Source organism: Sphingosinicella microcystinivorans (assembly GCF_003634215.1).
Classification (GTDB): Bacteria; Pseudomonadota; Alphaproteobacteria; order Sphingomonadales; family Sphingomonadaceae; genus Sphingosinicella; species Sphingosinicella microcystinivorans.
The window spans coordinates 468,345-481,696 of sequence record NZ_RBWX01000008.1; the positions used below are offsets into that span (position 1 = coordinate 468,345).

Below are 13,352 nucleotides of genomic sequence, written 5' to 3' on the forward strand. Positions count from 1 at the left end.
TTGACAGGGGTTGAAGGGCGTTAGATACTCGATTCAATTCGAGAAACGATTCAAAGAAATCGGGTGGCGCCGATCGATTTCTACAAATGATCCCCAACGAAAGAGGAAGAAGATGTTCAAACCTGCTGCTCTGCTGGCGTTCCTGGCGCTGGGCCTTTCCACCTTCGCGGCGGCGCCCGCGGTCGCAGCCGGACCGGCTCCGGCTGTGGGCGACCTGCCCCAGGCCGAGGCCGCCGATCTTGCCGAGTTCCGACGCCAGGTCGATGCGCTGTACCGCATGAAGGAGGAGGCCTTCGCGAAAGAAGATGCGGATGCGATCGTCGACCGCTTCTACACGCGCGATGCGATCACGTTCGGACCGGAAGGCAAGCCCGTCATCGGACGCGACGCCTTTCGCGAGGACTATCGCAACATCGTCAAGATCGCGAACGTGAAAGTGGAACCGGTCGCCACGCATGTGGGCAAGGATGCCGGTTGGGAATGGGTCAACTTCCGCGCTTTCCCGAAGGACAAAACTCAGAAACCCTTCACCTTCATCATGCTGTTCGTTTTCGCGAAAAAGGACGGCCAGTGGGTGTCGGGCGGCGATGCCTACACGGTGGGCGAGTTTAGCCCGAGCCGTTGATGCCGATGGCGAAGATCGCCGCACGCTCAGCACAGGAAATCCAAAACTGAATGGTGCTGCCGGTGAGGATTGAACTCACGACCTCAGCCTTACCAAGGATGCGCTCTACCACTGAGCTACGGCAGCCTGCCATTCATGCGGGCGGCGTCCTATGGGCGAGCACGCGGCGCCTTGTCAAGCAAGGTGCTTGGCGAAAGCGCACGAAACCCGCTAAACGCCGAGCCATGACCCGTCCGACCGCCGATGACCGCAAGGCCCGCCTCGCAGAGGCACTGCGACAGAATCTGCATCGCCGGAAGGCGGCCGCCCGTGCCGCGACTGAGCAGGCGTCTGATGCTGCAGTACAAGAACTGGGGCAGGATCCGGCCTAGACCGCGCGCGTCGCTTCGGCGAGCCAGCCACGAACGTCCTCGGGCACGACAGGCGTCAAGGTCTCTCGCACACGCGCGTGGTAGGCGTTCAGCCAAGCGCGTTCCGCATCACTCAGCAGCCCGACGTCGACGAGCCGAATATCGATCGGCGCGAGCGTCAGCGTTTCGAAGCCGAGCAGCGGCTGTTCGGCGCCCTCCACCTCCACCGGCACGATGAGAACGAGGTTCTCAATGCGGATGCCGTATTCGCCCGTCTTGTAGTAGCCAGGCTCGTTCGAAAGGATCATGCCTGCGGCAAGCGGCTCGTCACCGCCGCCGAACGCGGCGATCCGCTGCGGACCTTCGTGCACCGCGAGGAAGCTGCCGACGCCGTGACCGGTGCCGTGCGCGTAATCGAGCCCTGCCTGCCAGAGGAACTGGCGCGCCAGCACATCAAGTTGGCTACCGCGCGTGCCGACCGGGAAGCGCGCCGTGGCAAGTGCGATGTGGCCCTTGAGAACGCGCGTGAATCGGTCCTTCATCTCCGCGGTCGGCGTGCCGACGATCATCGTGCGCGTCACGTCGGTCGTACCGTCGAGATACTGGCCGCCCGAATCGAGCAGGAAGATGCTGTCCTGCTCCACCTTCCGGTTGGTTTCCGGCGAGACGCGGTAGTGAACGATGGCGCCGTTCGGTCCCGCCCCCGAAATCGTATCGAACGAAAGGTCCTTGAGCAGATTGGATTCGCGGCGGAAATCCTCAAGCTTTTCAGCAACGCTGATCTCGTCGAGCATCCCCTTCGGCGCCTCGCGATCGAACCAGCCGAGAAAGCGCGAAAGCGCGGCGCCGTCGCGCACGTGCGCGGCCTTCGTGCCTGCGATCTCCACGGGATTTTTGATCGCCTTCGCAAGGATGCAGGGGTCGCGGGCCTCGACGATGCGCGCACCGCCGGCTTCCAGCGCGTTGAAGATCGCCGCCACGCACGTTGCCGGATCGGCCGCAACGGTTTTGCCCGCTTTGCCGAGCGCCGTGAGCGCATCCACAAAGGCTTCCGGGGGCTGGAGCGTCACGTCCGCCCCGAGATGTGCAGCGACTTCCGGCGTAATCTTCGCGGGCGAGGTGAAGAGTTGCGCCTTGCCGTCCGCCGAAACGATCGCGAAGGCGAGCGCGACGGGCGTGCGCGAGACGTCCCGGCCGCGCACGTTGAAAAGCCAGGCGATCGAATCGAGCGCGGCGATCACCACGCAGTCTGCTTTCTTGTCGCCGAGCCAGCGGGCGATTTCGGCACGCTTTTCCGCAGATGCCTGCCCGGCGAGTTCCTCGCCATGCACCTCGAAACGCTCCGCCGACGGGGCGGGCCGTTCGGTCCATACACGGTCGACGGGGTTATCCGTCACCGGCACGAGTTCGGCGCCCTTCGCCGTGAGCCGCTTGCCCGTCGCCTCGGCCCATCCGCGCGTGTGCAGCCAAGGATCGAATCCAATGCGCTGCCCCGGACCGACCTTCTCCTCCAGCCAATCGGCGATCTGCACCTTGGGCACGCCGAAATACTGGTAAAGCGTTCCATCCACCTGATCGCGGACCTGCAGTGCGTAGCGCCCATCCACGAAAATGCCCGCTTCCCCGCTGAGCACCACGGCGGATCCGGCCGAGCCTTCGAAACCCGTGAGCCACGCCAGCCGCTGCGCGTAGCTGCCGACATATTCGCTCATGTGCTCGTCGGTGAGCGGCACCACGAAGCCGTCGTAGCGGTTCTCTGCCAGCGTGCGGCGCAGCGCAGCCAGCCGATCGCGGTATGTCGACATCGAAAACTCCTCAAAAGGCGGTCCTTGCGGCTGCTTCTGCACCGCTGCGCCAAGGCTTTGTTAAATTTCGCGTGCCAATATGGCGCGAGATCGAGACTGGAACAATCGCAATGATGGACCGCATACTGGCGCTTGGCGGCCAGTTCGACCCGAATTTCACGGCACTCGCCGTCATCATCTGCGTGATGTCGATGCTCACGGCCGTGCGGCTTTTCTCGCGCGGTTTCGTGGCACGCGGCGAGGCGCGCCCAACGTGGCTGCTGCTCGCAGGCATCTCCGCCGGCTTCGGCGCCTGGGCGATGCATTTCCTTGCCATGCTGGCGTACCACCCGGGCGTGCCGACCGGGCACGGTCCGGTCGGACTGCTCACCTCGCTGATCCTCGTGCTGCCGATGGCGATCGCAGCCTTCTATGCCGCAGCGAACCTCGACGGCTGGGTCCGCCCGGCCTTCGGCGGTGTCATCCTCACCTTCGCGGTCACGGTGATGCACTTCTCCAGCCTCAAGGATTTCCGGGTCGACGGCATGTTCCATGTCGATCGCGATCTCGTGGCCGTGGCCTTCATCGCCTGCGCGCTTCTCGCGAGCGGGGGCTTTACGATTATCGGTCCGGCGCGCACCGTGCCGCGACAAGCCATCGGCGGCATCGTCCTTGGTCTTGCGGTCGCGGCCTTCCATTTCATCGCCATGGCCGCGCTCACCATCGTTCCGGGCCGGGGTGACGCGGGCGGTCTCGTCATTTCGGAATTCGCCATCGCGGGCGCCATTGCCGCTGTGACGCTGGTCGTCATCGCCACCGGCCTCGGCGCAGCGCTTGTCGATGCCAAGGGCGCCGAGCGCGCGGTCGAGCGCCTGCGGCGGCTTGCGAACGGTGCGTTCGAGGGCATCGTGATCACCGCGCACGGCAAAATCGTTGACGCGAACACCAGCTTCCTCAACCTCGTCCGCGCAGACCATGACGATGTCGTTGGGCGTGCAGTCGACAAGAACCTGCTTGAGCGCGGCTACAGCCAGAGCGGCAATGACGACGCGCTCCTCAGTCCCTTCGATCACGGCGAGGCGATCCCGGTCGAGGTGCGCACACGCAGCCTTTCCGACGACAAGGCCGAGGCGGTCTATGCGATCCGAGACCTCCGCGCGCAGCGCAAGGCCGAGGAGGAAATCCGCTACCTCGCGCAACATGACAGCGCCACGCGCCTTCTCAACCGCAACGCCTTCATGGCACGCCTTGATGCGCTGCTCGAGCGTGCCGCGCAGGAAGGCGAGCCGGTAGCGCTGCTGTTCATCGACCTCGATCTCTTCAAGCATATCAACGACGTGCACGGCCACCGCGCAGGGGATATCGTCATCTCCGAAGTCGCCAATCGCCTGCGGAGCATGGCCAAAGGATCGAGCCTGCTGGGCCGGATCGGCGGCGACGAGTTCGTCATCGCGCTTTACGGCGGCACGCAGCCGACCGAAGCCGCGCAGTGCGCCCACAGCCTGCTTGAAAAGCTGCTGGAACCGGTTTCTTGCGACGAGCACAAGGTCGAGATTTCCGGCAGCGTCGGCATCAGCCTTTATCCCGCGGACGCGGGCAACGCTTCCGATCTCGTCGCCTTCGCCGACATGGCGCTGTACCGGGCAAAGCGGGGCGGACGCAACGCCGCCTGCTTCTTCAGCCGCGACATGGACGAGGCGATCCGCGACCGCCGCCGCCTCGCACGCGACCTCAAGAAAGGCATCGACGCGGGCGAACTTCGGCTCAGCTACCAGCCGCTCGCCGCGATGGCAGACGGCCGCATCGTCGGCTTCGAAGCGCTCGTGCGCTGGCAGCACCCGGTGCGCGGGCTCCTGCAACCTGACGATTTCATCCTCGTCGCCGAGGAAAACGGCCTCATCATCGCGCTCGGCAACTGGGTCCTGAAGCAAGCGTGTTTCGAGGCTGCGAAGTGGGAACGCCCGTTCCGCGTCGCCGTGAACCTCTCGGCGCTGCACCTGCAGGACAATTCGCTCGTCAGCCGCGTACACGAGATTCTCGTGAACAGCGGGCTTTCGCCGGCGCGGCTCGAAATCGAAATCACCGAATCGGCGCTATTCCTCGATCAGGCGCGCGCGCTTTCGAATTTGCGCCGCCTGAAGGCGCTCGGCGTTCGCATCGCGATGGACGACTTCGGCACCGGCTACTCGTCGCTCTCCACGCTGAACGCCTTCCCGTTCGACCGCATCAAGATCGATCGCAGCTTCGTCGACGAGATCAGCCGTTCGCCGCAGGCCGAAAAGATCGTCCGCGCCATCGTCAGCCTTGGCCACAGCCTCGGCGTGCCGATCACCGCCGAGGGCGTCGAGACCGAAACCCAGCTCGAATTCCTGCGCCGCGAAGGCTGCGACCAGGTGCAAGGCTTCCTGATCGGCCGCCCCGAGCACATCGACATGCACGCCGGGCTTGTCGCGCCGTCGAGCCCCATCGTGCCGGGCCTGGAGGACGACCAGATCGCGCAGGCCTCCTGAACGGTTGACCGCGGCAGCGCCGCTCGCGCAAACACACCGGACCTTCGCCCAGATCGACCGGAGTGCCATGACCGAGTTTCCGAAGCCGCCCGTTGCTGCCCTGAGGCCGCACAGTTTCACGCACCACGGCGTCACGATCGAAGACCCGTACGCGTGGCTTCGCGACCCCGGCTATCCGGAGGTGACGGATACCGACGTCCTCGCCTACCTCAATGCCGAGAATGCCTATTTCGAAGCGGTGATGGCCCCGCAGAAGGGACTCATCGAAACGATCTTCAACGAGATGAAGGGCCGCGTGAAGGACGACGACGCGAGCGTCCCGCAGCGCGACGGCGATTTCCTCTACTGGTATGCGTTCGATGTAGGCGCCGAGTATCGCACCTGGTATCGCCGGCCAGTCGCCGGCGGCAGCGATGCCGTGATACTCGCCGAGCCGAATCTCGCCGAAGGCCACGCCTATTTCCGGCTCGGCGGCCTTGCCGTCAGCCCGAACGGCCGCCTGCTCGCCTATGCGGTCGATACGAACGGCTCAGAACGCTATGTGCTGCGCATCCGCGACCTCGAAACCGGCGCGGAGCTTCCCGACGTGATCGAAAACTGGCGCTACGGCCTCGTCTGGGCCGCCGATTCGCAGAGCTTCCTCTACACGGATGCCGACGAGAACTGGCGCTCCAAAGTGATCTGGCACCACCGGCTCGGTGACGCGCAGTCCGCCGACCGCGCCGTCTACACGGAAGAGGCCGAGGAGTTCGGCGTCCAGATCGGCCGCACGCAATCACGCCAATATGCCGTGCTCCAGACGGGCGACCACGCGACGAGCGAGGTGCGCCTGCTCCCCACGGACGATTTCGGAGCGGAGCCAATGCTGGTGTCGCCGCGTAAGGCCGACCGGCAATACGACGTCGATGAGCGCGAAGGCACGCTCTACATCCGTGTCAACGACACCCATCCGAACTTCCGCATTGTCACCGCGCCGGTTTCTGCGCCGGACACGTGGAGCGAACTCGTCGCGGGCAGCGACCGGCACTATATCCAGTCTGTCACGAGCTTCGAGAACCTCCTCGCCATCGAGGAGCGCGTCGATGGCCTCTCGCAGATCAGGCTGCACAACTACGAAAGCGGCAGTCAGCGTTACATCGCCTTCCCTGAAGCCAGCTTCGTCGCGAACCTGTCCACCAACCCGGAATACCGCGTCGACCGGCTGCGTATCGACTACCAATCGATGGTCACGCCCAACACCGTGTTCGACTACCACATCGAAGGCGACCGCCTCGAATCCCTGAAGGTGCGCGAAATTCCGAGCGGTTACGACCCCTCGCAGTACGCGACCGAACGACTGATGGCGCCCGCGCGCGACGGCACGCTGGTTCCCGTTTCCGTCGTCTACCGCCGGGATTTCGTGAAGGACGGGCGCGGGCCGCTGCACGTCTATGCCTACGGCGCCTATGGCTTCGCCTTCCCGCCCGGGTTCTCGGCGAATCGCCTGTCGCTGCTGGATCGCGGCTTCGCCTACGCCATCGCGCATATCCGCGGCGGCGACGATCTCGGCTACCAGTGGTATCTCGACGGCAAGCTGCAGAAACGCGCCAACACCTTCAACGATTTCGTCGACGTCACGCGCTTCCTGATCGATCAGGGCTTTGCCTCCCCCGGCCGCGTCACCGCGTCCGGCGGTTCGGCGGGCGGCGAGCTGATGGGCGCGATCGTCAACCAGGCGCCGGAGCTTTACGGCGCAGTCGCCGCGCACGTGCCGTTCGTCGATGTGCTGAACACGATGCTCGACGACACGCTGCCGCTCACCCCCGGCGAATGGCCTGAATGGGGCAACCCCATCGCGGACAAGGCCGCGTTCGATCTCATCCGCGGCTACAGCCCCTACGACAATGTGAAGGCGCAGGCCTATCCGGCCCTGCTCATCACCGGCGGGCTCAACGATCCCCGCGTCACCTATTGGGAACCGGCGAAGTGGGCGGCAAGGCTGCGCGCGGCCAAGACCGACGACAATGTCCTGCTCCTCAAGACCAACATGGGTGCGGGCCACGGCGGCAAATCGGGGCGCTATGTCTCGCTGGAGGAAGACGCGGAGGAATATGCGTTCCTGATCAGTCAGATCGGCCAATGAGCGAGGAGGCCCAGGTTCCTGTGTTCACGCAGCAGAAGGCCCCCGTCGCCGAGGACATCGACGAGCTCGGCCACGTGAACAACGCCGTCTACGTGCGCTGGATTCAGGATATCGCGGTCGCGCACTGGTATTCCGTCGCGCCCGCCGATCTCTCCCAAAACGTCGTGTGGGTGGTCGTCCGCCACGAGATCGATTACCGCGCGCCGAGCCACCTCGGCGAGACGCTGACACTGCGGACATGGGTCGGCGACGCGCCCAAGGGCGCGCGCTACGACCGCTTCGTCGAAGTCGTCGGCCCAGACGGCAAGGTGCGCGTGCGCGCGCTCACCACATGGGCGCTGCTCGATCGCGAAAGCCGCCGTCCGATGCGGGTTACGGCGGAATTCACTGCGCCTTTCGTTCCGAAAAAGTCGGTATAGTTAGGAGTTTGCTAAGCTTGCCGCGCTAGTTTCCCTCAGCGGTCGACGGTTTCGGCCGAGGGGACCATGATGAGTGCATTCGGCAAAAAAGCTGGAATTGGAGCGGCACTGAGCGCGCCGCGTCGGGGCTTTGGCAATGCGGCGCCCATGCGCGGGTCGCGCAGCGCCCCCGCGGTGGAGTTGCTTCCCGAAGTTGAAGAGGCACCTGAACGCGTCGAGCCCGCGCTCGAACTCACAGGCGATCGCGTCCAGGATGCGATGCAGCGCCTCAGCGCACGCGAGCGCGGCGCTGCCGGCTCGGTAAATTCGCAGCAGGAAGGCTTCGAAGCCTCGATCCACAAGATCAAGGAACAGGTGCTGCCGCGCCTGCTCGAACGTGTCGACCCGGAAGCCGCCGCGACGCTTTCGAAGGACGAACTCAGCGAGGAATTCCGGCCGATCATCGGCGAGGTGCTCGCCGAGCTGAAACTGACGCTTAACCGCCGCGAGCAGATCGCGCTTGAAAAGGTTCTTGTCGACGAGCTGCTCGGCCTCGGGCCGCTCGAAGTGCTGCTCGCCGATCCGGCCGTCTCGGACATCATGGTGAACGGCCCCAACCAGACCTTCATCGAACGCAAGGGCAAGCTCGAGCTCGCGAGCATCGTGTTCCGCGACGAAGAGCACCTGTTCCAGATCGCGCAGCGCATCGTGAACCGTGTCGGCCGCCGCATCGACCAGACCACGCCGCTCGCCGACGCCCGCCTGCCCGATGGCAGCCGCGTCAACGTGATCGTACCGCCGCTCTCGCTTCGCGGCACGGCCATCTCGATTCGTAAATTCTCCGCCAAGCCCATCACCATCGACATGATGCAAAAGGGCGATTCGATGTCGGAGAAGATGGCAACGGCGCTGAAGATCGCCGGTGCCTGCCGCTTCAACGTCGTCATCTCGGGCGGTACGGGTTCGGGCAAGACGACGATGCTGAACGCCATGTCGAAGATGATCGACCCCGGCGAGCGCGTCATCACCATCGAGGACGCGGCCGAGCTTCAGCTCCAGCAGCCGCACGTTCTGACGCTGGAAACCCGCCCCGCGAACCTTGAAGGCAAGGGCGCGGTCACCATTCGCGATCTTGTCATCAACGCGCTGCGTATGCGGCCGGATCGCATCATCCTCGGCGAAATCCGCGGGCAGGAGTGTTTCGACCTGCTCGCCGCCATGAACACCGGCCACGACGGATCGATGGCGACGCTCCACTCCAACTCCCCGCGCGAATGCCTCGCGCGTATGGAGAACATGGTGATGATGGGCGACATCAAGATCCCCAAGGAAGCCATCAGCCGCCAGATCGCCGATTCAGTCGATATGATCGTGCAGGTGAAGCGCCTGCGCGACGGTTCGCGCCGCGTGACGAACATCACCGAGGTCGTCGGCATGGAAGGCCCGGTGATCGTGACGCAGGAACTGTTCAAGTTCGAGTATCTCGACGAGGCCGAAGACGGCCGCATCATCGGTGAATACCGTTCGATGGGCCTGCGCCCGCACACGTTCGAAAAAGCCAAGGCCTTCGGCTTCGACCAGGCCCTGCTGGAGGCCTGCCTGTGACCGTGGAAGCTCTCATTCCCGTAACGCCGCCGCTGGTGAAATCGCGCCTGCGCACCAAGCGCAAGGCGGCGGTGGAGCTCGTTCTGGAAGACGGCACCAGCCTTGCCGGCCACATGTTCGTGGGGCCGGACGAGCGCGTGCTCGAATGCCTCAACGACGCGCGGCCGTTCCTCCCCTTCCTTCAGTCCGACGGCACGATGCTGATCGTCGCCAAGCTGAAGATCGCCGCCTGCCGCCCGCTCGAAGACTGAGCTTTTAAGCCGGCCAAACGGCAGGCAGGTGCGCTGCACCTGCGACGAGCGCGAGCAGCGCCAGAAACATCACAGCGTGCCAGGGCACCCAGGGTAGCTCTCCGGGCTTGCGTTTGCGCCGCACTTGCCAGAGGCTGGTGAGGCCGAACGCGAGCGCGACCAGCATCATCTTCAGCGTGATCTCGAATGTCATGCGGGGCAGATAATGTGTCGCCTGCGTATAGAACAGGCCCATGTGGGCCAACGAGGGAGACTTTCCATGATCCGCACTATTCTCGCCGCCGCGCTTGTATCCGCGGCCGCTGTTCCCGCCGCTGCGCAACATGATCACAGCCACAACGCCGCCCCTGCCGCGCCCGATTATGCCGCAGCGCTCGCCGCAGCGCACCGCAGCGAAGCGAACCGCGCGCGCGACCAATATCGCCACCCGGCCGAAACGCTCGCGTTCTTCGGTCTCACGCCCGGCATGACGGTGGTCGAGGTTGCACCAGGCGGCGGCTGGTACACGGAGGTGCTGGCGCCGATCCTCTCGGGCCACGGCAAGCTCTACGCCGCGCATGGCATCCCCGAGGCGAGCGAATACGCCGCGAAGTCGCTGGCGGGATATCAGGCGAAGCTGGCGTCGGATCCGATCTACAAGGTCGTAGACGTCACGAAGTTCGGCAAGGGCCACTACGACGGCCTCGCGCCCGCGGGCAGCGCCGACATGGTGCTCACCTTCCGCAACGTCCACAACTGGTACATGGGCGATTTCGCGGGCGATGCCTTCAAGGCCTTCTACAAGGCGCTGAAGCCCGGCGGCGTGCTCGGCGTCGTCGAGCATCGCCTGCCGGAAGACCGACCCGACGAGGCGATGAAGTCCTCCGGCTACATGAAGCGCTCGACGATCGTCGCGCTCGCCGAGGCGGCGGGCTTCAAACTCGCCGGCGAATCCGATGTGAATGCGAACCCGAAGGACAGCGCCGACTGGCCGAAGGGCGTGTGGACACTGCCGCCCAATTTTCGCGAGGGCGACGAGACCCGCGCCAAATATGCCGCGATCGGCGAATCCGACCGCATGACGCTGAAGTTCGTGAAGCCCGCTTCTTAAGCGAGGCTCTTCGACGCCATCTCGAACGTATCGCGCGAGACGCCCGGCGCCGCGACGATGCGTTCGAGCTCGGCGCGCATCATCGCCGCGCGCGCGTCTTCCATGCGCCGCCAGCGTCCAAACGGCGCGATGAAGCGCGCCGCCGTCTGCGGATTGATCGCGTCCACCTCAAGCAATTTGTCCGCCACGAAGCGGTAACCGGCACCATCCTTCCGGTGAAACACGAACTGATTCATCGCAAGCGCGCCGACGAGTGACCGGAAACGGTTCGGGTTGCGGATCGTGAAGTCCGGATGCGCGGATAGCGCAATCGCCTTTTCAAGTGCGCCCTCCCCCGTCGCCAACGCCTGCGCCGTGAACCACTTGTCGAGCACCAGCGCATCGCCCTTGAAGCGCTCGTAGAAGTCCTGCAGCACGCGCTCACGCGCCGGGGCGTCCGTATCGACGAGCAGGCCGAGCGCAGCGATGCGGTCGGTCATGTTCGTCGCCGCCTGGTATTGCGCTTCCGCCGCTGCGACCGCGCCATCATCCGCATCCGCGAACAAATATCCGAGCGCGACATTCTTCAGGCGCCGCCGCCCCTTGCCGTCGGCCGACAGGTCGTAGACGCCGTCCGAAAGGCCGGCGTGCAGCGCTGCCCACGTCTCGCGACCAACGCCTTCCAGAAGCGCACGGCGCAGTCCCTCGCGCGCGGTGTGCACGGCGTCCGGGTCGACGTTCGCGCCGAGCCGCTCGGCGACCATCGTTTCGGTCGGCAGCAGGATCGATTCGCCGATGAAGGCATGGTCGAGCGCCTGGTTCCTGATCGTCCGGCCGACCGCCTCGACAAGCGGCGCGGCGTCGGTGCCGCCGGTCTTCACGGCGTCGACCAGCCGATCCATCATCAGTTGCTGCATCGCCTCGTAGCGCGCGAACGGATCATCGTCGTGCGCGGAAAGGAACGCGAAATCAGCAGCGCTGCGCTTCGTCTCGACCGTCACCGGCGCCGAAAAACCCCGGTTGATCGAGAGCACCGGCGGCTCGCCGACATTCTCGAACGTCATCGTCGCGCTCGCCGAGCGAAGCTGGAACAGCTGCTCCGGCCCGAGCAGTGACCCCGACTCCCGCCCGAACAGCGCAATCTTCAGCGGAATGTGCATCGGCGCCTTCTTCGACTGGCCGGGTGTATCGGGCACCGCCTGCGCCAGCGTCAGCGTCGCGGATTTCGCCGCCGCATCATAAGCAAGGTCCGCCGTCACGCTCGGCGTCCCCGCCTGCGAATACCACAGGCGGAATTGCCCGAAATCGGTGCCGCCGCCGTCTTCCAGCGCCTTCACCCAGTCCTCGACCGTCGCCGCCTCGCCGTCGTGGCGCGCGAAGTAAAGGTCGGTGCCTTTCCGATAATTCTCCGGCCCCAGCAGCGTCGCCGCCATGCGGATCACCTCGGCGCCCTTGTTGTAGACGGTCGCCGTGTAGAAGTTCGAAATCTCGATGTAGCTTTCGGGCCGCACCGGATGCGCGAGCGGCCCGGCGTCCTCCTGGAACTGGGCCGCGCGCAGCGCGCGCACATCCTCGATACGCTTCACCGCGGGGCTACCCATGTCGGCGCTGAAGCTCTGGTCGCGGAAGACGGTGAGGCCTTCCTTCAGGCTCAGCTGAAACCAGTCGCGGCAGGTGACGCGGTTGCCGGTCCAGTTGTGGAAATACTCGTGCGCCACCACCGCCGCCACGGCGTCGAAATCCGCGTCGGTTGCGGTTTCGGCATCGGCGAGGATGTATTTGGAGTTGAAGACGTTGAGGCCCTTGTTCTCCATCGCGCCGAAATTGAAATCGTCGACGGCAACGATGTTGAACACCTCGAGATCATATTCGCGCCCGTAGTGCACCTCGTCCCAGCGCATCGAGTCCTTCAGCGCCTGCATCGCGTGGCGGCACTTCTCGACGTCGCCGGGGCGCACCCAGATGCCGAGCTTCACGTGACGTCCGGACATCGTCTCGAAGCTGTCTTCGAGCGCGCGAAGATCGCCCGCGACGACCGCGAACAGATAGCAAGGCTTCGGAAACGGATCGTCCCACCGCGCGAAGTGGCGGCCGTCGGCAAGATCTCCCGACGCGACCGGATTGCCGTTCGAAAGCAGCACCGGATAGCGCGCCTTGTCCGCCTTCAATTCCACCGAATAGCGGCTGAGCACGTCGGGCCGGTCCGGGAAGAAGGTGATGCGCCGGAAGCCTTCGGCCTCACACTGCGTGCAAAGATTGCCGCCCGAGGCATAGAGCCCCATCAGCTTGGTGTTCGCGGCAGGCGCGATTTCCACGAGCGTTTCCACAGTCGCGGCATCGCCCGGGATCGGAATCACGAGCTTGCCGTCCGCCAGCGTGTAGTCACCTTCGCCGAGCACTCGCCCGTCCACGGCAACGGATTTCAGATCGAGGTCGTCGCCATCGAGCACGAGCGGACCGTCGCCCGCACGCTCCACCTTCAGCACCGCGCGAACGCGGGTGCGATCCGCATCGAGATCGAAGGCAAGGCTGATGTCGGGGATGCGCCACGCGGGCGGCGCATAGTCCTCGCGGCGAGTGATCGTGGGGGTTTCGCTTCGTGCTTCCATGGGAGTCGACATAGTGAGCGGAAAGGCGA

10 protein-coding genes and 1 tRNA gene are annotated in these 13,352 nt (G+C 65.0%); 7 read left to right on the plus strand and 4 right to left on the minus strand.

Annotation, left to right across the window (positions count from 1 at the left end):
- The first annotated feature begins 112 nt into the window (after nt 1–112).
- Entirely contained in the window at nt 113–625 is a 513-nt protein-coding gene (locus DFR51_RS11240; RefSeq protein WP_121051138.1) for a YybH family protein, read from the plus strand.
- Between the two features lie 51 nt (nt 626–676).
- Here DFR51_RS11240 and DFR51_RS11245 read toward each other — a convergent pair.
- Nucleotides 677–751 (minus strand) — tRNA-Thr (locus DFR51_RS11245).
- Between the two features lie 241 nt (nt 752–992).
- Nucleotides 993–2,780 (minus strand): aminopeptidase P family protein, encoded by a 1,788-nt coding sequence (locus DFR51_RS11250; RefSeq protein ID WP_121051140.1) that lies wholly within the window; start codon nt 2,778–2,780, stop codon nt 993–995.
- A 110-nt stretch (nt 2,781–2,890) separates the two neighbouring features.
- Here DFR51_RS11250 and DFR51_RS11255 point away from each other — a divergent pair, with 110 nt between their 5' ends.
- From DFR51_RS11255 to DFR51_RS11275, 5 genes are all read left to right on the plus strand, one after another.
- Complete coding sequence (locus DFR51_RS11255) at nt 2,891–5,269, plus strand: bifunctional diguanylate cyclase/phosphodiesterase (RefSeq protein WP_160119056.1); 2,379 nt, start codon at nt 2,891–2,893, stop codon at nt 5,267–5,269.
- A gap of 67 nt (nt 5,270–5,336) precedes the next feature.
- Nucleotides 5,337–7,391: a S9 family peptidase gene (locus tag DFR51_RS11260; RefSeq protein ID WP_121051587.1), complete on the plus strand. Its 2,055-nt coding sequence runs from the start codon at nt 5,337–5,339 to the stop codon at nt 7,389–7,391.
- Nucleotides 7,388–7,810, plus strand: coding sequence for an acyl-CoA thioesterase (locus DFR51_RS11265; RefSeq protein ID WP_121051144.1), 423 nt, complete (start codon nt 7,388–7,390; stop codon nt 7,808–7,810). The genes DFR51_RS11260 and DFR51_RS11265 overlap by 4 nt, the downstream gene beginning before the upstream one ends.
- Nucleotides 7,811–7,957: 147 nt before the next feature.
- Nucleotides 7,958–9,394, plus strand: coding sequence for a TadA family conjugal transfer-associated ATPase (locus tag DFR51_RS11270; protein WP_420853137.1), 1,437 nt, complete (start codon nt 7,958–7,960; stop codon nt 9,392–9,394).
- Entirely contained in the window at nt 9,391–9,645 is a 255-nt protein-coding gene (locus tag DFR51_RS11275) for a hypothetical protein (protein ID WP_126494480.1), read from the plus strand. Before DFR51_RS11270 ends, DFR51_RS11275 begins: the two co-directional genes overlap by 4 nt.
- 4 nt (nt 9,646–9,649) lie before the next feature.
- On the opposite strand, the gene DFR51_RS11280 is transcribed toward DFR51_RS11275, so the two are convergent.
- On the minus strand, nt 9,650–9,880 hold the full coding sequence (locus tag DFR51_RS11280) for a hypothetical protein (protein ID WP_121051148.1): 231 nt from the start codon (nt 9,878–9,880) through the stop codon (nt 9,650–9,652).
- A 24-nt stretch (nt 9,881–9,904) separates the two neighbouring features.
- On the opposite strand from DFR51_RS11280, the gene DFR51_RS11285 reads away from it, so the two are divergent.
- On the plus strand, nt 9,905–10,735 hold the full coding sequence (locus DFR51_RS11285; RefSeq protein ID WP_121051150.1) for a class I SAM-dependent methyltransferase: 831 nt from the start codon (nt 9,905–9,907) through the stop codon (nt 10,733–10,735).
- Here DFR51_RS11285 and pepN read toward each other — a convergent pair.
- Complete coding sequence (pepN, locus tag DFR51_RS11290) at nt 10,732–13,335, minus strand: aminopeptidase N (protein ID WP_420853138.1); 2,604 nt, start codon at nt 13,333–13,335, stop codon at nt 10,732–10,734. The two genes, DFR51_RS11285 and pepN, sit on opposite strands and share 4 nt — an antisense overlap.
- Between the last annotated feature and the right edge of the window lie 17 nt (nt 13,336–13,352).

Bases quoted from the DNA above. Each gene is read 5' to 3' on its own strand.
- DFR51_RS11240 (WP_121051138.1), top strand. From the start codon at position 113: ATGTTCAAACCTGCTGCTCTGCTGGCGTTCCTGGCGCTGGGCCTTTCC.
- DFR51_RS11250 (WP_121051140.1), bottom strand. From the start codon at position 2,780: ATGTCGACATACCGCGATCGGCTGGCTGCGCTGCGCCGCACGCTGGCA.
- DFR51_RS11255 (WP_160119056.1), top strand. From the start codon at position 2,891: ATGATGGACCGCATACTGGCGCTTGGCGGCCAGTTCGACCCGAATTTC.
- DFR51_RS11260 (WP_121051587.1), top strand. From the start codon at position 5,337: ATGACCGAGTTTCCGAAGCCGCCCGTTGCTGCCCTGAGGCCGCACAGT.
- DFR51_RS11265 (WP_121051144.1), top strand. From the start codon at position 7,388: ATGAGCGAGGAGGCCCAGGTTCCTGTGTTCACGCAGCAGAAGGCCCCC.
- DFR51_RS11270 (WP_420853137.1), top strand. From the start codon at position 7,958: ATGCGCGGGTCGCGCAGCGCCCCCGCGGTGGAGTTGCTTCCCGAAGTT.
- DFR51_RS11280 (WP_121051148.1), bottom strand. From the start codon at position 9,880: ATGGGCCTGTTCTATACGCAGGCGACACATTATCTGCCCCGCATGACA.
- DFR51_RS11285 (WP_121051150.1), top strand. From the start codon at position 9,905: ATGATCCGCACTATTCTCGCCGCCGCGCTTGTATCCGCGGCCGCTGTT.
- pepN (WP_420853138.1), bottom strand. From the start codon at position 13,335: ATGTCGACTCCCATGGAAGCACGAAGCGAAACCCCCACGATCACTCGC.